The 18,813-nt window shown below is 47.7% G+C and carries 25 protein-coding genes and 1 tRNA gene; 19 read left to right on the plus strand and 7 right to left on the minus strand.

Annotation, left to right across the window (positions count from 1 at the left end; all coding sequences use genetic code 11):
- Window positions 1-9 precede the first annotated feature (9 nt).
- Window positions 10-85 (plus strand) — tRNA-Gly (locus HZB75_01695).
- 48 nt (window positions 86-133) lie between these two features.
- On the plus strand, window positions 134-550 hold the full coding sequence (locus tag HZB75_01700) for a hypothetical protein (protein QQG51199.1): 417 nt from the start codon (window positions 134-136) through the stop codon (window positions 548-550).
- 54 nt (window positions 551-604) lie between these two features.
- Here HZB75_01700 and HZB75_01705 read toward each other — a convergent pair whose 3' ends face one another.
- On the minus strand, window positions 605-1,150 hold the full coding sequence (locus tag HZB75_01705) for an NUDIX domain-containing protein (GenBank protein ID QQG51200.1): 546 nt from the start codon (window positions 1,148-1,150) through the stop codon (window positions 605-607).
- A 119-nt stretch (window positions 1,151-1,269) separates the two neighbouring features.
- Here HZB75_01705 and HZB75_01710 point away from each other — a divergent pair, with 119 nt between their 5' ends.
- The 4 genes from HZB75_01710 (at window position 1,270) to HZB75_01725 (ending at window position 3,413) form a co-directional block, all read left to right on the plus strand.
- Window positions 1,270-1,650 (plus strand): DUF1428 domain-containing protein, encoded by a 381-nt coding sequence (locus HZB75_01710; GenBank protein ID QQG51201.1) that lies wholly within the window; start codon window positions 1,270-1,272, stop codon window positions 1,648-1,650.
- Window positions 1,651-1,713: 63 nt separating this feature from the next.
- Window positions 1,714-2,460: a hypothetical protein gene (locus HZB75_01715; GenBank protein ID QQG51202.1), complete on the plus strand. Its 747-nt coding sequence runs from the start codon at window positions 1,714-1,716 to the stop codon at window positions 2,458-2,460.
- A 40-nt stretch (window positions 2,461-2,500) separates the two neighbouring features.
- On the plus strand, window positions 2,501-2,893 hold the full coding sequence (locus HZB75_01720; protein QQG51203.1) for a DUF1801 domain-containing protein: 393 nt from the start codon (window positions 2,501-2,503) through the stop codon (window positions 2,891-2,893).
- Between the two features lie 31 nt (window positions 2,894-2,924).
- Window positions 2,925-3,413 carry a DUF1697 domain-containing protein gene (locus tag HZB75_01725; GenBank protein ID QQG51204.1) on the plus strand — a complete coding sequence of 163 codons (489 nt, stop codon included), beginning with the start codon at window positions 2,925-2,927 and terminating at the stop codon, window positions 3,411-3,413.
- Window positions 3,414-3,466: 53 nt separating this feature from the next.
- Here HZB75_01725 and HZB75_01730 read toward each other — a convergent pair whose 3' ends face one another.
- From HZB75_01730 to HZB75_01745, 4 genes are read right to left on the minus strand one after another with little or no spacing between them, the layout of a single operon-like run.
- Window positions 3,467-4,219, minus strand: a complete 753-nt coding sequence (locus HZB75_01730) for an ABC transporter permease (GenBank protein QQG51205.1) — start codon at window positions 4,217-4,219, stop codon at window positions 3,467-3,469.
- Window positions 4,219-4,980, minus strand: a complete 762-nt coding sequence (locus tag HZB75_01735; protein QQG51206.1) for an ATP-binding cassette domain-containing protein — start codon at window positions 4,978-4,980, stop codon at window positions 4,219-4,221. The genes HZB75_01730 and HZB75_01735 overlap by 1 nt, the downstream gene beginning before the upstream one ends.
- A gap of 2 nt (window positions 4,981-4,982) precedes the next feature.
- Complete coding sequence (locus HZB75_01740) at window positions 4,983-5,318, minus strand: DUF1048 domain-containing protein (GenBank protein QQG51207.1); 336 nt, start codon at window positions 5,316-5,318, stop codon at window positions 4,983-4,985.
- Window positions 5,319-5,322: 4 nt separating this feature from the next.
- Window positions 5,323-5,640, minus strand: a complete 318-nt coding sequence (locus HZB75_01745) for a PadR family transcriptional regulator (GenBank protein QQG51208.1) — start codon at window positions 5,638-5,640, stop codon at window positions 5,323-5,325.
- A gap of 225 nt (window positions 5,641-5,865) precedes the next feature.
- On the opposite strand from HZB75_01745, the gene HZB75_01750 reads away from it, so the two are divergent.
- From HZB75_01750 to HZB75_01805, 12 genes are all read left to right on the plus strand, one after another.
- Window positions 5,866-7,584, plus strand: coding sequence for a hypothetical protein (locus HZB75_01750; protein QQG51209.1), 1,719 nt, complete (start codon window positions 5,866-5,868; stop codon window positions 7,582-7,584).
- 56 nt (window positions 7,585-7,640) lie between these two features.
- Window positions 7,641-8,921 (plus strand): UDP-N-acetylmuramoyl-tripeptide--D-alanyl-D-alanine ligase, encoded by a 1,281-nt coding sequence (locus HZB75_01755; protein ID QQG51210.1) that lies wholly within the window; start codon window positions 7,641-7,643, stop codon window positions 8,919-8,921.
- Window positions 8,922-8,969: 48 nt separating this feature from the next.
- The gene (locus tag HZB75_01760) at window positions 8,970-10,157 is read left to right on the plus strand and encodes a hypothetical protein (protein ID QQG51211.1); all 1,188 of its coding nucleotides are present in this window, start codon (window positions 8,970-8,972) and stop codon (window positions 10,155-10,157) included.
- Between the two features lie 53 nt (window positions 10,158-10,210).
- Window positions 10,211-13,105 carry a class I tRNA ligase family protein gene (locus tag HZB75_01765; protein QQG51212.1) on the plus strand — a complete coding sequence of 965 codons (2,895 nt, stop codon included), beginning with the start codon at window positions 10,211-10,213 and terminating at the stop codon, window positions 13,103-13,105.
- Between the two features lie 114 nt (window positions 13,106-13,219).
- On the plus strand, window positions 13,220-13,453 hold the full coding sequence (locus HZB75_01770; protein QQG51213.1) for a hypothetical protein: 234 nt from the start codon (window positions 13,220-13,222) through the stop codon (window positions 13,451-13,453).
- 59 nt (window positions 13,454-13,512) lie between these two features.
- Window positions 13,513-13,974 carry a transcription antitermination factor NusB gene (gene nusB / locus HZB75_01775; protein QQG51214.1) on the plus strand — a complete coding sequence of 154 codons (462 nt, stop codon included), beginning with the start codon at window positions 13,513-13,515 and terminating at the stop codon, window positions 13,972-13,974.
- On the plus strand, window positions 13,955-14,449 hold the full coding sequence (locus tag HZB75_01780) for an NUDIX domain-containing protein (GenBank protein ID QQG51215.1): 495 nt from the start codon (window positions 13,955-13,957) through the stop codon (window positions 14,447-14,449). Before nusB ends, HZB75_01780 begins: the two co-directional genes overlap by 20 nt.
- An 8-nt stretch (window positions 14,450-14,457) precedes the next feature.
- Window positions 14,458-15,165: a ribonuclease III gene (gene rnc / locus HZB75_01785; GenBank protein ID QQG51216.1), complete on the plus strand. Its 708-nt coding sequence runs from the start codon at window positions 14,458-14,460 to the stop codon at window positions 15,163-15,165.
- Window positions 15,166-15,243: 78 nt separating this feature from the next.
- Window positions 15,244-15,603, plus strand: coding sequence for a 30S ribosomal protein S16 (rpsP, locus tag HZB75_01790; protein ID QQG51217.1), 360 nt, complete (start codon window positions 15,244-15,246; stop codon window positions 15,601-15,603).
- Between the two features lie 168 nt (window positions 15,604-15,771).
- The gene (locus HZB75_01795; protein QQG51218.1) at window positions 15,772-16,155 is read left to right on the plus strand and encodes a hypothetical protein; all 384 of its coding nucleotides are present in this window, start codon (window positions 15,772-15,774) and stop codon (window positions 16,153-16,155) included.
- Window positions 16,156-16,213: 58 nt separating this feature from the next.
- Window positions 16,214-16,516, plus strand: a complete 303-nt coding sequence (locus tag HZB75_01800; GenBank protein ID QQG51219.1) for a hypothetical protein — start codon at window positions 16,214-16,216, stop codon at window positions 16,514-16,516.
- A 205-nt stretch (window positions 16,517-16,721) separates the two neighbouring features.
- Window positions 16,722-17,114: a KH domain-containing protein gene (locus tag HZB75_01805; GenBank protein QQG51220.1), complete on the plus strand. Its 393-nt coding sequence runs from the start codon at window positions 16,722-16,724 to the stop codon at window positions 17,112-17,114.
- A gap of 142 nt (window positions 17,115-17,256) precedes the next feature.
- On the opposite strand, the gene HZB75_01810 is transcribed toward HZB75_01805, so the two are convergent.
- Both HZB75_01810 and HZB75_01815 read right to left on the minus strand, forming a co-directional pair.
- Window positions 17,257-17,580 carry a hypothetical protein gene (locus HZB75_01810; protein ID QQG51221.1) on the minus strand — a complete coding sequence of 108 codons (324 nt, stop codon included), beginning with the start codon at window positions 17,578-17,580 and terminating at the stop codon, window positions 17,257-17,259.
- Window positions 17,581-17,704: 124 nt separating this feature from the next.
- Entirely contained in the window at window positions 17,705-17,968 is a 264-nt protein-coding gene (locus tag HZB75_01815) for a hypothetical protein (protein QQG51222.1), read from the minus strand.
- 106 nt (window positions 17,969-18,074) lie between these two features.
- Here HZB75_01815 and trmD point away from each other — a divergent pair, with 106 nt between their 5' ends.
- A complete protein-coding gene (trmD, locus tag HZB75_01820) occupies window positions 18,075-18,728 on the plus strand; it encodes a tRNA (guanosine(37)-N1)-methyltransferase TrmD (GenBank protein ID QQG51223.1) in 654 nt (217 codons plus the stop codon).
- Window positions 18,729-18,813 lie beyond the last annotated feature (85 nt).

Consider the following 18,813-nt stretch of genomic DNA (forward strand, 5'->3'; position numbering starts at 1 on the left):
GTTACACATGCGGGTGTAGCTCAGCTGTTAGAGCGCATCCTTGCCAAGGATGAGGTCCAGGGTTAGAGTCCCTGTACCCGCACCATAGAAGACTTTTCAGTCACTGGAAGGTCTTTTTTGTTATACTAACCCTATGACTGTAAAACAAAAATCCACCCAACTTCCTTGGCGGCTTATTTTAATACTGGGATCGTTTGCGCTAATTAGGCCTATTATTAAAATATTTGGAGATATATTTGGCTACAGCGTTCCGCCGATAGCTACCGTGCTTATTACTGTAGCGATAGCGATAATTTGGATTGGTGTCATTATTCACTTGAAGGTTAAGAAGCCGATGGTTGTATTGGCGATGAGTGGTGTTGTGTATGCTGTTCTATCTATTGCAATGGCTGTACTTATTCAGCTGTTAGCGCCTGATCTGGGCGATGAAAAGGCGAGTGTTGCTGTGCTGTTAACCGCTGGCCTGATTGCGACCACAAGCTTTAATTTTGTTTACGGTGCCTTTTTGGGCTTAATAGCGTCAATGATTCAAAAAATCTCTCGCCGGTAAACGGATGTAACTTTTAGGGTAAACCCTCTAGTGAACTTGTTAGTTAGTGAAAAACTAATTGTCGAGTAACTTTTTAATTCCTTGAATCAAATCTCTTCCAACTTTGTCTGTTAGGACTGTAGCGAACTTTTCGGGACTAGAGTCTAGCTGTCGCTCCAGCTCTTCGATGGATAGTACGGTAAAGCCTGCCCCATCACCATCTTCAACCGTAAGATCGGCGGAGTTACCCTCGAATTTATAAGCAAATAGTCCTCGCATAGCGTTACTTAGGTACGTCCCTTGCACGTAGTCTGCTCTTACGACACCTAAACTTGTTAAATCGCCTGCTCCAATTTTTACGCCAGATTCTTCAACGGTTTCTCTGACCGCCGTCTCTAGGTAGTCTTGGCCACTTGCAACATGGCCGCTCACCGTCGTCGTTAATTTGCCTGGGTCATTCTTTTTCGTGTCACTTCGCTTTTGAAGAATCACTTTCCCATCTGCCGTATAAAAACATACGTATACAAGGCGGCAAACGAGCCCTACGCGATGAACTTCGTCGCGTTCGGCCTGTCCTATGATTTCATCATTGTCGTTTACTATATCAAGTATTTCGCTCATAGATTAAGTGTAGCATTTGAAAGCCGTCGGAATCTATTTGAAGTACCTGCCAAGTTTATAAATTTACGCATAATGCTAAACTTAGTAGTGAATAGTACTAATGCTTGAAAGGATTTGAAATGTCTAAATATGTTGATGGTTTTGTATTGGTTGTCCCAAAGGACAAAACGGAAGAATATCGAAAAATGGCAGAAGAGGGGCGAGATTCGTGGATGAAGCACGGCGCGCTCCAGTATTTTGAATGCAAAAGTGAGGATCTGAAGCCGCAAGAGATGGGTCCAGATAAATCACGTTCTTTTATCGAAATGACTGGTTCGCAAGATAGTGATGACGTATGGTTCTCGTTTATCGTTTTTGAATCTAGGGAACACCGCGACGAAGTAAACAAAAAGGTGATGGAAGAGATGGACGAAGCATATAGCGACGGTAGTGACTTCGTGTCACCTTTTGAAATGAGCAAAATGGCATATGGCGGATTTGAGGTTCTGGTCGAAGGCTGAGACGATTAGTTTAAGTTGGGGTGGTAGGTTGAATCCTGTGAATTCTGATATAGTTACGGCAGTATGACTAAAAAGAGAAAAGGCAAGAATCAATTGATCACTCGTAAGTCTGTTGCCGCCGCGGTGGCTTTGGTCGCGGCCATTATTTGTGTGGCATTTATCAACAATGCGATTCACGACTCCAATATTAAAGCGAAAGTTCTTAAATCTAAGAATGAAAGTGAAATGTTGTTTGATGAATCACGCGGTTTGCAGATTTCTGCCCTTGTAAAAGCTGGCGTACTATCATCATCAACTCCTGACTACTCTTCGAAGCTTGACGTATGTTATGTTACGCATTCAGACCAGGGCTGGGTAGCTAGCAATTGGTATCAGGATTGTTATATCCGTTATGTTGATTTATTCAGTACGCTACTTGACCGGCGCGATGTAGATGAAAAACTAAAAAAGGGACGGATTTCGGGAACGCCCTATGATGCTCTGAATAAGAAAGCCTGCGACGTAGTGTATGAGCAGGGCTCTGACAGCTCGCTCTCATACTTAAATTGGCAGGTTGACTCTGCGCAACAGGCACAATACAATTGTCGAGTTCCAAAACCAACGCAGAATTCATTCACCACAAGGGGTCCTATCTTGTTAGATCGTGAACTTGTTACATTCTCTGAGCGTTCATTCTCTCCTGAGGAGGTTGACAAGTCAAAGCATTATATAGCTATCGAGTCTGACAATTTCTATTATCATGAATCTCTGGGATGTGGCATGGGGTTTCTGTGTTCTTCACCTAGGGAGAGGGCGATTACTGGATTCTAGTTCAGTGGTTGATAGGATCTCCTGATGTTATAGTAAACATATGAACAAAGATATTCAGGCGTATCACGATAAGCAGGCCAGCGAAGATAAGCGTATTTGCGACAAGCTGCACGAAATAATCAGCAGTAACTTACCAAAGTCAGAAAGTAAGGTTTGGCATGGTCACCCTGTTTGGTTTTTAGATGGCAATCCGATTGTCGGCTATAGCAAACTTAAGGGCGATGTGCGACTTCTTTTTTGGAGCGGCCAATCGTTTGATGAGCCAGGTCTTGCCCCCGAAGGAAGTTTTAAAGCTGCTGAAGTTCGTTATGTACAGGCTGGCGATATTGATGAGAGCGCCTTAAAACGCTACCTGAAGAAGTCGATTGCTATTCAGTGGGACTATAAAAACATCGTAAAAAAGCGTGGCCTACTAGAAAGAAAAAATGGCTAAGTACGTTGCGTTACTGAGGGGGATAGCCCCTATGAATCCTAATATGCGCAACGAAAAACTGCGAGGCTTGTTTGAGGATCTTGGTTTTACTGGTGTAAAGACAGTGATTTCAAGTGGCAATGTGCTGTTCGAGGCGAATGAAAAAGATGCTACGAAACTCGAATCGATAATTGAACATGCACTGCCAGAAAAGCTGGGCTTTACTAGCACGACAATTGTGCGGAGCTTGACTGAGCTGCAAGAGCTTGTGGCGACAAATCCGTTTGCGGGATACGAACACAGCCTAAAGACATCGCTGAACGTGACGTTTTTAAAAGCGGCACCTATAGGCCACCAGTCACTAGAGGGGCGAGGTTTTTCGATTTTGAGCGTATCGGATCGTGAAATATGTAGCGTTATCGATACCTCGACTGCCAAAACGCCCGATTTTATGGCAAAGGCCGAGAAAGCATATGGCAAACAGATAACAACGCGCACCTGGAAAACGGTCGAACGCATCATACAAAAGTTCGCCGTGTGAATATAAAAAAATACCGCCATAAAGCGGTATTTTATTTGTGCACAAGGCTTGCCTTACGCTAGTCGTTTGTACGTTTTCATTGCAAAAAAGTAGGCGACGATCGTAATTGCCAGACACCAAGCAAGTGCAATCCATAGTTCGCTTCCGACAGAGCCAGAGTTTAGTAGCGCCCGTATGGCATCGACAATAGAGGTAACCGGCTGGTTTTCGGCAAATACTCGTACGACAGTTGGCATTGTGTCGGTAGGAACGAATGCCGAGCTAATGAAAGGCAGAAAGATAAGCGGGTACGAGAATGCGCTGGCGCCATCGATCGTTTTTGCCTTTAGGCCGGGTATGACCGCAAGCCACGTCAACGCAAAGGTAAACAGAAACAGTATGCCGGCAACGCCGAGCCATTCCATAATTCCGGCGCTCGAACGAAATCCCATAAGGAGGGCGACCAAAAATATGATCGCGATCGAAATGGCGTTGGAAATAATCGATGTCAGAACGTGACCCCATAAAATCGACGAGCGATTGACTGGCATAGAATTAAACCTGCTGAGGATTCCTTTTTGCATGTCGGTGAATATGCGAAATGCTGTGTACGAAACGCCCGAGGCAACAGCAATAAGTAGAATGCCAGGCAATAGGTAGTTAACGTAGTTTTCGGTGCCGGTAGAAATTGCGCCACCAAAAACATAAACAAATAACAGCATCATCATGATCGGCATAATAGCGACCGTAATAATCGTGTCGGGGCTGCGCATAATATGGCGCATGCTTCGCCCGAATAGTACTGAGGTTTGCCGTAGGGCGTTCATTATTTTGACTCCTTTTTGCCGGTTATCGCAAAGAAGATATCTTCAAGCGAGGGCTGTTTTTCGATGTATTGTTTCTCGGCTGGTGGCAGTAGCTTTTTTAATTCGCCAAGCGTGCCGTTTGCGATGATTTTACCGCCATGAAGGATTGCGATTCTGTCGGCTAAATGCTCGGCTTCCTCTAGATACTGCGTGGTTAAAAGAATAGTCGTGCCACTAGAAGCAAGTGATTTGATTGTTTTCCAAACTTCTTTGCGGGCTTCTGGGTCGAGGCCGGTGGTAGGTTCATCGAGAAAAATAACAGCGGGATCACCAACAAGACTCATGGCAATATCGAGCTTTCGCATCATTCCGCCCGAATATGTACCGGCGCGGCGATCGGCGGCATCCTTAAGACCAAATTGCTCAAGGAGCTGGCTGGCGATCTTGCTAGGGTTAGCGACGTTTCGCAACTTGGCAACGAGAATGATATTTTCGCGGCCTGTCAGGATTTCATCGACGGCCGCAAACTGGCCTGTTAGGCTAATTGCTTCGCGTACTTTATCTGGCTGAGTAGAGACATCGTAGTCACTTACAGTCGCCGTGCCTGCATCTTGGCGTAGCAGGGTAGAGAGGATTTTGATAGTTGTGGTTTTGCCGGCGCCGTTCGAACCAAGTAGCGCGAATATTTGGCCGCGCTCGATTGTAAAGCTGACACCGTTTAGTACCTTCGTGTCTTTAAATGATTTTTGCAACCCATCGACCGCAATGATTGTATTTGCCATCGTTATTTTCCGTTTTTATTTAGTTTTTTGTTGAGCTTTTCGCGCTGCTGGTCTTTGTATGAGCTTTCGCCGCGTACCAAGTCGTCGGCAAATGCAGCAGCGTCGGGGCCGGTAATATCTACGACGCGCCTGTTATCTGCGGCAGCTTCTTCGAGCATGTCAACAAGCGAAACGAGTGGGTCGATGGTAAGAATGCCCGACGTGTTCCATAGGTAGTGCTTGATGCTTTGGTAAGCATCGGCATATTCAGCCGGCAATGCTTTCGCGCGTTTTTCTAGGGCGTTGTACCTTTTCTTTTCGCCAAGGTCGCCGATAATTGTGTTTATAATCTTTCCCATTTTGTTATCCCTTCAATTCATTAATTTTTGACGATACGAACTTCCATTTTTCCCAGAATACCGCAAGCTCATTGTGGCCAGCCTCGGTAAGGCTGTAGAACTTTCGGGGTGGGCCAACTTCGGACGGCTTTTTCTCAATATCTACGAATCCGTTTTTCTCGAGTCGTACGAGGATCGTATATACGGTTCCCTCAACGACATCGGTAAAACCGAGCTTTCGCAACTGTTGAGTAATATCGTAGCCATAGGTTGGCTTGCGGCTGATAACTTCGAGTACGCAGCCCTCAAGCACTCCTTTTAGCATTTCGGTTATATTATCCAAACTGGTTCCTTTACTATGTAGTATTACTTATTACTGCTATATAGTATCACGTAGTAGTGAAATGCGTCAAGGAAATTCATGAACAAATGCTATTTTTTAAGGCTCCACCTCTGGTAGTAGCCCTTATCGTGAGACTTATATCACACCTGTCTAGTGCGTAGATCACAGATATAACACCACCAGTAGCGTATGATTCATGCTAGAGACAAGTTCTAAGGGGATACTATGACAATAGCGGTCGAGGCGGACCTGCGAGAAGGCGAATACTTTTTGGCGCAGCAGCGTGAGGCGGTAGATTCGGTTATGTACGAATACCGTCCTGTTATTGATGCTCAGGAGTTGCTCGATCCCGACGGGGTAATGCGACGCCGAGCGACTGAAATGGTGGTCGAGCGGCGCAATAACGCAGAAGCTAAGATGTCGGAAGCCGACCCTATGACCGATCTTTTGGGCGGTGCGCGTATGGCGGTGGCGTTTGCCGAAATGAATCAGCCCGAGGCCGAGGCTGCGTATCAGAACCACGAAAACGATATCCGAACGGCCTACACCGAGGCTTTATTAAAGGGCGGACATATCTCGGAAATTACGGCAGACCTTAATGAATCGGGCGAGGCCACAATTGGCGCTATGCGGCACTGGGAGATATTTTTGCGGGCGGCACCGAAAAGCCGGCCCGATGTCTGTGCGGCCGAGGTTGCCGAGGAATTTATGGCTGCCGCGCATTACCATAACACTACGCTGCGGAACGATTATTACCTTGCGGCTGTGAGTCCATCGCGCCCAGACACCAAGGGTAATACGCTGATGGTGCGTTTTTTAAGTTTTGACCAAACCGTGACAGGTAAGTGGGTTCGCAAGACGCAGCAGGTATATTTAGACAATAGCAACACTGAGGATGCAAATAGGCTTTTGCGTGAATGGGGCGCCATGCCAGATGATGACCAATTGGGCGAGGTTGCTATTTTGTCGCGGCCTGTGCTACTTCGAAAACAATCATTCCGAGAAGGCGTTGCTTCGGCTGCGGAAATGCTGGATACGTTTGCAAGTGAGAGGCTGGGTGTTCCTGTTTTTTGCGGAGTACCTATTGAGGGCGCGGCGTCGAAAGATCGCTATACCGAGCTTTTGCGCACGTCAATCAAACGTGAGGCGCAAATTGGGCCCGAGGTAAAGCGGCTCGCGCGTGACACGTACGATATTATCGCGGCTAAAAATCTTTCATTTAGCGAGGAAAATAAAGCATATTCCCGCATGTTGCTTGCCAGCCTTCGCAAGATCTGTAGTGACCATCCCGAATATGCCGAGGCTGCTTTTGGTGAAGAAGCCGCAAGGCACTATTATGAAGCGCACGAACGAGTTGCGGCGGGTGACAGCGACGGAGCAGCCGCGTCGATTGAAAGTGCTTTTCAAAATTCAACCTCCGTCACTATGTGCGACACGGTAGTAAGCGAAGAGAAATCAGAGATAGACGATGGACCAGAGCGTGTTCAGTCGGCTGCGGAGCGCATAGAGGCACTGCACTGCCTTGAAATAAAGATTAAAGGTTTTACGATCCGAAAAGGTGTTAAATGTCCTGCGTGTCACGACGTGACGAAACGCAAGGTAAATGCATACGAAACGCAAGACGCTATTCGCTGTATGGATAGGGATTGTGGGTATTGTATAAACAAAGAAACAGGGGCGGTTATTACAAAAAGCCGAATTCGGGAAAAGAAGGGCGATGCAAGGGAGAGTTCAAAACCTAAATCATTGACGCCGGGTAGGTCGTATCGCCTGGGGGTTACAGACTACTTTTTTGCTAGAGAGCGAGTGAGCGGTGAGTTGCAGCCTAAATTTACAACCGATAAGGGTGAGAAAATAACCGGTGAGGCTGCGCGTGGCCTAGAGCAGGCGATTATCTATTACCAGGAGCGCCCGCTTTTGTGGATGCTTTGGCTATATGAATAGATAAACCGCCGCACTTTTGCCATACCTCTCAAAATCGTTTATGATTAGACATAAGTATGTTTAAGAAGTATATCCAGAAGAAGCTCGAAAAATACGTTGTTAAGTATTTTAAAAAACACCCCGAAGTAAAACTGATTGTTGTTGCTGGTAGTGTGGGTAAAACCAGTACAAAACGCGCGATTGCAACGCTACTTTCGCAAAAATACCGCGTAGCACTGCACGAGGGTAATCATAATACGCATCTCAGTGCGCCGCTGGCGATCCTTGGTATCGATTATCCGGGCCGCGTAAAAAGCATTGGCGCTTGGCTATCGATATTTAGCGCTGCACGAGAGCGTATAAAACAACCAAGTGGTGTTGATGTTATTATTGCCGAAATTGGAACTGATCATCCTGGCGATATTGCTAAATTTGGTGCCTATCTAAAACCATACATTGGGGTAGTGACAGCAGTAACGCCCGAGCATATGGAGTTCTTTACGGGTATTGAAGCTGTTGCCCAAGAAGAGCTAGCGGCGGCGAATTTTTCGCAGATTGCCGTTATTAACCGTGATGATATTGAAAGTAGATTCGCAAGTTTTCTGACGAATCCAAATGTCGATACGTATGGCACGACAGGTCTGGCTGAATATCGTTTTGAAACACAGGATTTTACTGTTGATAATGGATATGTAGGGGCGGTTATTGCGCCAGATTTTGACCAGCCGATTCCGGCAACGATCAAGGTTGTTGGTGAACATTCGCTGCGACCCGCAATGGGGGCAGTTGCCGTTGCGGCGAAAATGGGGCTTGAGCCTCAAGAGATTGCCGCGGGGCTTGCGCTTATTCGGGCCGTTCCAGGGCGAATGAATGTCTTAAAAGGTGTTGAAAACTCTATTATTATAGATGACACATATAATTCAAGCCCACTTGCTGCCAGCTCGGCACTACAGGCACTTTATAGTCTTCAGGCGCCACAGCGAATCGCGATTCTAGGGAGTATGAACGAACTTGGCGTTACGTCTTCGGCAGAGCACGAAAAATTAGGAAACATGTGCGACCCTAATGTACTGTCGTGGGTAATTACTATTGGCGATGAGGCTGAAAAATATCTTGCACCCGCCGCACGTGCGCGCGGCTGCCAGGTAAAAAGCTTTAAGTCGGCAATCGATGCGGGTTCTTTTGCGCATAGTGTCCTAGAGGAAGGTGCGGCGGTGCTTGCCAAGGGTTCTCAAGGGGGTATCTATGCCGAAGAAGCGGTGAAGGTACTTTGTGTTATGAGTGAAGAGCCTGAACTTGTTCGCCAATCGCCAAAATGGATGAAGATCAAAGACGAGTATTTCTCTAAATTTGCCTAAAAATATGTTAAGCTAACCATAAGTATTTATATAGCTATGGAGGCTAACATGGACGATCAGAACAACAAACCCATACAACCAGTAACTCCGCCGCCCACACCGGTAGTTCCAGAAGTTGAGCGGGAGCCTTCTGTTGTACCGACACCCCAGTTTGCTTCTATGGATGCGCCCGTGGCACCTCCGCCTGCACCAAAAAAGAAAAATGGTAAACTTATCGCGATTATTGTTGCGGTTGTTGTTGCACTGCTGGGTGTGGGAACGGCGCTTGCGTACTTTTTGTGGTACCAGAACCCCGATAAGGTAGTAACTGATGGTATTTTGAATGCAATGCAGGCAAAAACCGCAACATATACCGCAACCATTGATTCGAACGACGAGTCTAAAATGCGCTTGATAGTTATGGGCAAAGCGAACGAAGCCGCTATGAGCGCCGACCTTGACTTTACGATGACAAGCGGCGGCAAGAACGTTGCTGTAAAAGGTGGGGCGGTTGTGGAATTTAAAGGCGATATGTATGTAAAAGTCGCAAACGCAAGCGAGCTAGTGATAACATTCCTCGATGGTGTATTGGGCGGGGGAGCATCCGCAGAGGTAGCGCAACCTATTAATGACTTTGCAAGTAAAATCAACGACAAATGGATCAAAATAAGTGCCGAGGATACAAAGTCACTAAGCCAAGAAACTAGCGAGACACAAAAATGTACGCAGGACGCCATGGCGAAGTTTCAGCAAGATAAGGCGATGACGGCTGAGATCGGTCGCTTGTATGAGAAGAACCGTTTTATCGCCATTGTAAAAGATCTTGGTGAGCAAAATGGCAGTAAGGGCTACGAACTAAAGGGTGATAATGCGAAGCTGAAGGCATTTATTCTTGGTCTGAAAGATACGCAAATCTACAAAGATCTCAATGCCTGCGATAAAAGCATCGTTATCGATGAAAAAGACTTATCCTCGCTTGATAAAACTGAAGAGGTGACCACGACGACAGAACTTTGGGTGAACACGTGGACGCACCAAATTACCAAGCTCAGCGTTAAGTCGAACGAAGCAGATAATAAGTCAACCATGGTGGTTGAGCCGGTCTTTAATCAAACGGTAAGTATTGATATTCCTCGCGACACAAAATCGATTAACGATGTTATGATCGAATTCCAAAAAATGCAAGAAGCTGTTATGAACCAATTGTATGGAACTTCTATGACTGGCATGACACAGTCGCAAATCTCTGAATTATAGATTAGCTACCATATGGCTAACAGGGGCGTGAAAAGTTTGCTATACTAGTGGACATGAAGCGCTATAATCCCTCCGATATCGAACAGAAATGGCAAGAAAAATGGGAGCAGGATGGCACGTACAAGGTAGATCTTGACGACCATTCAAAGCCCAAGTATCTCGGCATGAGTATGCTGCCAGGTATTACAGGTGCCGGGATTCATATCGGACACGGGCGAACGTTCCAATTTAGCGACATTAAAGTCCGCGCCAAAAGGCAGCAGGGCTTTAATGCGTATAACCCTATTGGATGGGACTCTTTTGGGCTACCGGTTGAAAACTATGCAATTAAACTGGGTAAAAAACCTCGCGAGGCGCACGACGAGGCGAAAGTTCATTTTAAAAAGCAGCTAAAGCGACTTGGCTATAGCTATGATTGGTCGAAAGAGATCAGCACTGCCGACCCGCAGTATTATCGCTGGACTCAGTGGATTTTTAACCAGCTATACGAACACGGCCTCGCCTACCAAAAAGAAAGCCCGCAGTGGTGGTGCGAAACCGACCAAACAGTGCTTGCAAACGAACAGGTAGAGGGCGGCAGATGTTGGCGTTGTGGCAATCAGGTGGTGAAGCGAAACTTAAAACAGTGGTTTTTTAAGATTACCGAATACGCCGACGAAATGCTGGAAGCGACCGACGATTTGAATTGGACCGAAATGGTGAAGACGATGCAGAAAAACTGGATCGGCAAGTCACAAGGTGCAGAAGTCGAATTTAAGATTGATAGTAGCGACGAGGCGATTACGGTATTTACAACACGCCCCGACACCCTATTTGGTGCGACTGTTGTGGTGCTTGCCCCAGAACACGAGCTAGCGAAAAAACTAGTGAACGACGACACAAAAGAGGCGGTTGAGGCATATATTGCAGAGGCGGCTCGCAAATCAGAAATCGAGCGCATGAATGATACCCGCGAAAAGACAGGTGTGTTTAGTGGTAGCTATGCAATTAATCCGGTAAATGGTGAGAAAGTGCCGATTTGGATTGCCGATTACGTACTAGTGGGCTACGGAACCGGTGCAATTATGGCTGTTCCTGCACACGACGAACGCGACTTTGCGTTTGCCGAAAAGTTTAATATTCCTATTGTTCAGGTAATTGCCCCATCGGTGACCGATCCCGCAAATCCGCCGCAAGAAGACAAGGAAGACACGCGTCGTACAGTGGTGCAGTGTATTGTAAAACATCCTACCGAAGATAAATACCTGACCCTAAAGTGGAATAAGCACGACTGGCACACGTTTATTACGGGTGGGGTTGAAGACGACGAAGAATTGATTGACGCCGCAATGCGCGAAATTCGCGAAGAAACAGGCTACAAGAACCTTATCCATGTGCGCACGATGCCGCTCAAGGTGAACGCTAATTTTTACGCTGCCCACAAAGATGTGAACCGCAATATTATTTCGACAATCTTGGAATTTGAGCTAAAAGATCTTGAACGCGACGAGCAAAAGCTAGAGGCACACGAATCTTTTGAGGTGGTTTGGACTGATAAAAAAGATATCGGAACGCTTGCACCTGTTACGGAATTACCATTCATTCAAGATTGGTTTAGCGGAAGCAAAATGCTGCACGTCGGCGAAGGTCAAATGATCAACTCGGGTATTTTTACCGGTCGTCGATCCGAAGATGTTCGCGAAGAGATTGTTGCGTGGCTAGAAGAGCAGGGGCTTGGTAATTCAAAGGTTGTCTACAAAATGCGTGACTGGCTTATTAGCCGTCAGCGTTATTGGGGTGCACCGATCCCTATCATCCACTGTGACGAGCACGGAGCCGTGCCAGTTCCAGATGACCAGCTGCCGGTTATTTTGCCAGATGTCGAGGATTACAAGCCGAAAGATGGCAATATTTCGGCGCTTGCCGGGGTGACCGATTGGGTAAATACTACTTGCCCTGTGTGTGATAAGCCCGCAAAACGCGAGACCGACACGATGGATGGCTACGCTTGTAGCAGCTGGTATTTCCTTCGCTACATGGATCCGTTCAACGATACGCAGGCCTGGAACCCAGAAACCGAAGCTCACTGGGGTCCTGTCGATTACTACAATGGCGCCGATCATGCGGTTGCGCACTTGCTGTACTCGCGTTTTTGGATGCGATTCTTTCACAAGCTCGGCCTTGTTTCGCACCCCGAGCCGTTTAGCCGCATGATGTATAACGCCTACATTATGGCGCCAGACGGTCTAAAAATGAGTAAGTCTAAAGGCAATGTGATTGACCCGCTAGAGATCATGGATAGCGGCTACGGTGCCGACAGCCTGCGCCTTTACGAAATGTTTATTGCGCCATATGATATCGAAGCGCCATGGGATACGCGTGGTGTTCCGGGTACGTACAGGTTCCTTAATCGTGTCTGGACACTTGCCCAGGAATATATCGACTCGACTGAATCAAGCACGAATCCAGCGGCGGAAGCTCAAATTCTTTCTATTGCTCACAAAACGGTTAAAAAAGTAACGAGCGATATCGAAAACGACAAATTCAATACTGCAGTTTCAACGATGATGGAAGCGGTAAATGGTTATTACAAGCTAAAAGAATCGCACCCAATCAACAAGTCGGACGCTTGGAAGTTCGCGATCGAAAGCCTTCTTCAGGTGCTTTCGCCGTTCGCACCGCATATTACCGAAGAGCTGTGGCACCAAATGGGCTATGAAACAACCATTCATATCGACACATGGCCAAAGTGGGACGACGCCTATCTTCAGGCTGGCGACATGAAAACGATTATCGTTCAGGTAAACGGTAAGCTTCGTGGCAAGATAGAGGCACCTACTAGCGCCTCTGAAGATGAGGTGAAAAAAGCCGCACAAAATGAGCCAAACGTTCAGAAGTTCCTGGGTGGCAAATCGCCAGTGAAGGTTATTTACGTTCCGGGCCGGCTTGTTAATATCGTTATAAAGTAGGCGCTATCGCACCACATAAGGGGCGTACGTCAAATATGCTCTTGAGAAATAACGATAACTTCGTTATAATATCTCTAAGTTTTATTATCACAACCTATAAAGGAGATCTTTTACATGGGACAACCAAAAAAACAGAGTAGCCCTCGCAAGACCGGCACACGCCGTAGCCATCTTTTGCTTAACCTTGCTCGCCGCGTTAACGGCAAGTCACCGGTTAAAGTTCACACGACAAAGCGTGAAACTGGCAAAAAAGATGTTGCGACCCCTGTTGCACCAAAGGCTGCAAAAACCGCTGCCCCTAAGAAAGCTGCAAAGCCTGCTGCTAAAAAAGCACCAGCTAAAAAATAGCATTCGCTGTTAGAATGCACCTTTAAACAAACCGTTAGTCAAAAGAAAGAACCAAACCTATGGCCTCAAACCGCCACCTTGGACGAATCGTCGCACTGCAAAGCCTTTACGAGTACGAATTTCGTACAGGCTCTGAAGATACTTCGGTGGATATCGATGAAATCCTAGGACGCAATCTTGAGCGTTACGAATCGGCTATCGAAGACAAAGATTTTGTTAGCAGCTTAGTAAAAGGCGTTATTGCCGAGCAGCCCGATCTCGATGAAAAAATCCAGCCTATCGCGCCTGATTGGCCTATCGAGCAAATAGCCCGGATCGACCGGTCTATTCTGCGTATTGGTCTGTATGAACTACTTCATCTTGCCAAGATTGTTCCGCCGAAAGTTGCGATCAACGAGGCGGTAGAGCTCGCCAAAGCGTTTGGTTCTGATAACTCAAGCAAGTTTGTAAACGGTGTCCTTGGCACCGCTTACCGCACACTTGTCGAAGGGAACTCAGACAATGCAGAATCCAAAGTTTGAACGATTTAAAAAATACTTTCGACGTCCGGGCGCCTCGATCCAAGAGATAGTTCGCGAGCCAACGGCCGGAGGCGTTGTATTTCGCCGCAACAAAGAAAATGAAGTAGAAATACTCCTCATCCAAGATGCAAAAGACCGCTGGACAATTCCGAAAGGGCATATCGAAGAGGGTGAAACGGCCCAGCAAACTGCGAAGCGCGAAATCGGTGAAGAGGCAGGCCTGCATGATACCGAAGTGCTGGGGTGGTTAGGAAAAATCCATTTCCGCTACCGACGCGTCGACCGATTGGTCCTTATGACAACGCAAATCTATCTCGTGCGCGCAAAAGGCGACACGAACGCAATTAAAAAAGAAGAGTGGATGAACGGCATCAGATGGTTCAAGTTCCATGAAGCGCTCGATGTTATCGAATACGAGGATATCGGCAAACTGATGCTTCTCGCCATGAAACGAATCCGCCAGGAGAACCTATAATGAGTGGTATGCAAGTAACACCCTACCAGGAATTTGCACTAGAGCACCTGGGCTTTGAATATAAAAACATCGATCTTTTTATTACCGCACTAACGCACCGTAGTTATGTCAACGAGCACAAAAAGAGCGTCAACGAACACAATGAACGCCTAGAGTTTTTGGGTGATGCTGTTCTTGAGCTGGTTGTTACCGACTACTTGTTTCGGAACTTTAGCGAACCCGAAGGCATTTTAACTAGTTGGCGCGCGTCGCTTGTCCGTACCGAAAGTATTGGCGAGGCTGGTGATAAGCTTGGTTACGAATCGCTTATTCGCATGAGCAAAGGCGAAAAAAACGGCAGCCAGCGCGCACGTCAGCAGATTTTAGCCAACGCGTTTGAAGCGGTTATCGGCTCGATTTACCTCGAGAGAGGCTATGCGGACGCTGAAGCGTTCATAACGAAACATATCCTGTCGAAGCTCGATGAAATTATTGCCTCTGGTAGCTGGCGCGACCCGAAATCGCACCTTCAAGAGGTATCCCAGCGTATCGACAACCATACGCCCGTGTATAAAGTTCTAGAGGAAATCGGTCCAGATCACGATAAGGTCTTTACCCTAGGCGTCTTTGTTGCAGATAGACTTATGGGCCAAGGAAGCGGCCCAAGTAAGCAGGTTGCGCAGCAGGCGGCTGCACGAGCGGCGCTAAAGGCCTACGAAAAGCGTTCTCAAGATTGACTTAGGTGTTAAAACAGTGTAAACTTGTCCAAGAACTATAAACAAGTCTAAGAGTGAAGTAAAGGAAGTTCAATTTTTATGCTCGCAATTCGTTTGCAACGTATCGGCCGTAAAGGCTACCCTGTGTACCGCCTAGCCGTACAGGAATCTCAGCGCCACCCATCAAGTGGTCGTGTTGTTGCCTATGTTGGTAGTTACAACCCACACACTAAAGAAGCAACTATTCAAGTAGAAGCTGCTCAAAAATACCTCGACAATGGTGCTCAGCCATCACCTCGTATCGTTAAGCTCCTCAAGGATGCTGGCGTTAAGCTTCCAAGCTGGGTAAAAGAAGCTGCGACTGACAAACAGAAGACTATCCGAAACGCTGAAAAACTTCGCAAGAACCAGCCAAAAGAAGAAGCTCCTGCAGAAGCCGAAGAAACAACCGAAGCCTAACAAGCGCTTCAAAGTAAAATAACATCCGTAGAGGGTGTTATTTTTTGCCACGCCTTAATTGACAAAAGCTTACTTAATTAGTATAATATTTTAGCAACGAAATACCCCAAACCACAGTTTGGGCGTAGATTCGCGCACATCCACAGAGTAGAGATAACGGGAGGCATTGTGAAGTACCTGGTATTTGCCGCGCTCGCCCTCGGGCTGGCCGCCGCGCTGGTGCAGGCCGCGAAGTACTTCGTGGGCTACTTCATGCCGCAGACGGCCGACAAGGTCGACGCGTGGCGTGAGCAGCGCTTCATCAGCAAGACGGCTCAGGCCATCCTCGACGGCAACGACTACATCGGCTGGGAACTCCAGCGGTACGTCGAGCGTCGGACGCCCAAGCTGCTGCCGCGTCCCGAGCACGAGAACACCTACGGCACCATGCAGGGACACCCCGAGGCGGCCGAGTTCGACCAGATCGCGGCTGCCAACCGGCACGCCCGCATCATCGACGTGATCAACGTGCGTACGAAGGAGGGCTTCGATCTGCGCCGGAACGCGGCGTAGCCTGAAGAAGGTACTCAGTTCACAGCACTATCCGAGGTTCAATCTAGGAGACCAGTTCGTGATCATCATCCTCGCTGCAATCGTCGCGGCGCTCGCCTGCTACATCGCAGGAAGGCGCCTCATCGGCTTCGTTCTTCCCGGCATCGCCGGCAAGATCGACGCCTGGCGTGAGCGCAGGTACGTCGCTTCGATCGTCAAGCAGATCGAGGGCGGCGATGAGTGGCTGAAGGTGCGTTATGCCGGACAAGTCCGGAAGTCCATGCCGCGTCCGCTCAGGCGTGCAGACAAGTTCGACCGTTTCCTGCTGGAGCTCAACCTGATCCAAGCGATCGGGCAGAGCATCGGCGGGCCGTCCGCCTGATTGACCCCTGGCGGCGAGGTTGCGTTTGCGACCTCGCCGCCAGCTAGGCATGTGGATCTACTCTGTGATTCACCTAAGTACATAAATTAATTATGTGTTTAGGCGAATAAAAATGAAAAAAGGCATAGACAAGCCCTTTTTTGTTCGTGATACAATAGAAAGTACGATATTAGTTGTAGACTGAAGACGGAAAGCGGAGGGCAAGATGTCGACCATAGACCAACAATTTGTAGAATATATCGTAAAATCTCTCGTAGGTTACCCAGACGATGTTGTTGTTGATAGACTCATCGATGAAAAGGGTGTGCTATTAACGCTTACCGTCAATCCAGACGACCTTGGTCGTGTTATTGGAAAACGGGGTGTGACCGCGCAAAGCCTACGGACGCTTTTACGAGCACTTGGTACTAAAAACGACGCCAGGTACAATCTTAAAATCGTCAATAACGACGACGAGCGTGAAAACTATACTATCTCATCTGAGGCCTCAGATGACGAGCCTGTGAAAAACTCTACAGATGAACCTGTGGATAAGGAATCGAATCTTGCAAGAAACACTCGAAAAGAGCTTGCAGAACTCGATGATCTCGATATATAATCATAAACAGTTCAGAACAACTCTTGAACTGCGAGAAAAATGAAGCTCTATGCGAGCAACAAAACATATTTGTTGAGAGCCTTGTATGTGTCACGAAAGTCACCCACCTGAAAAATGGTGGGTTTCGTGATTTCAATGATAATTATCGCAGGACGAAATAGAGGCTAGCGCCAATAGCTAGGCCTGCAACTACCAACGTAACGGCAATAAGACTAAGAGCTTGCTTTCTAGTCTTTGGATCGGCTTGATTGTCTGTTGAATCTAAGTGACGAACGGGCGGGGTGTCTTGCTCGATATCGTTTGGTGGGTTGGCAATAGGTTGCCCATTAATATGCGAGGCGGCAATTTCCGAATCCGAAATATCATCTGGTGTGATATTGGCATGAATTGGCTGCACGGTTACTTTTTTTGCCTCTGCTAAACGACGCTCTTCGTCGCTGACAGGTTTGTCCTTATCAAATTCCATTTTACCCCCGGATCTTTACTAAATTATAGCATCGCCAAAACCATATACAAAGGTAGATAGCTTTGGTGATGCCCGAGCGGGCCGTGGTTTCGCCGGGGCGACCATGGTCCACTCGGGGCGCGCATCAGAGGTCGGGGAAGTAGGTGTTCACGTAGGCCACGAGCAGGCGGCTGAGTGCCAGCTTGGTTCGCGTTTCGGCCAGGAATCCCTTCTTCTCGTCTCGGGCGGTAGCAGCGGCGTCCGCTTGGGCCACGATCGCCGCCGCGTCGGTGTTCTGCTGAAGGTCCTCGGGGCGAGTACCTTCCTTCAGGGCCGCCGCTCGTGCGTTCAGGTTGGCGTGAAACGCCGGGTCGGCCAGAATCTCTCGAATGACTGCCGGTGACGGCATGACTTCTCCTAGGGTGGTGCGCGGTATACGACAAATGTCGATACGAATACTATACATTAAATTATTAAACTTGTCAATCTGTTACAGAGGTGATACACTAATAGCAATGAAAAAAATCCAAGTCATAACCCTATTTCCCGAGATGTTCGAAGGTGTTTTGAACAATTCCATGATGTGGAAGGCGCAAGATAAAGGCGCGGCTGAATTTACACTGATTAATCTGCGAGATTTTGGAATCGGCCCCCGCAAGCAAGTAGACGATACACCGTACGGTGGTGGCGACGGCATGCTATTAAAACCAGAGCCGTTGTTTGCTGCGGTCGAAAAGGCAAAAGCGAACGATCCAACGGCCAAGGTGGCGCTCATGACGCCTCGCGGTCAGCGCTGGAAACAATCTTTGGCGCAGCAGTGGGCAGACGACGAACGGGGTATTATTTTTATCTGTGGCCGCTACGAGGGGTACGATGAGCGTATTGTAACGCTTGTAGATGAGCAGGTGAGCGTGGGTGACTACGTGCTGACTGGTGGCGAGTTACCTGCCATGACGATCATAGATAGTATTGTACGACTTATTCCTGGCGTACTTGGCGGTGAGAAAAGTGCCGAGATCGAAAGCTTTAGCGACGGCGAAACGTTAGAGTTCCCCCAATACACCCGCCCAGAGGACTTTAGGGGGCTTGTCGTGCCTGACGTTTTGCTTAGTGGCAATCATGCTAATATTGAAAAATGGCGCGCTCAGAACTCGTTTAAAGCAGAATAAAATAAGAACGCCACACAAAAACGCCCTGGCAAAACCAGGACGTTTTTAGTTGTGGTGGGTTATCGTAGTGCGAGCAGTCACAACA

The sequence above is a fragment of the Candidatus Saccharibacteria bacterium genome, assembly GCA_016432585.1.
In the GTDB taxonomy this organism is placed as follows: Bacteria; Patescibacteriota; Saccharimonadia; order Saccharimonadales; family Saccharimonadaceae.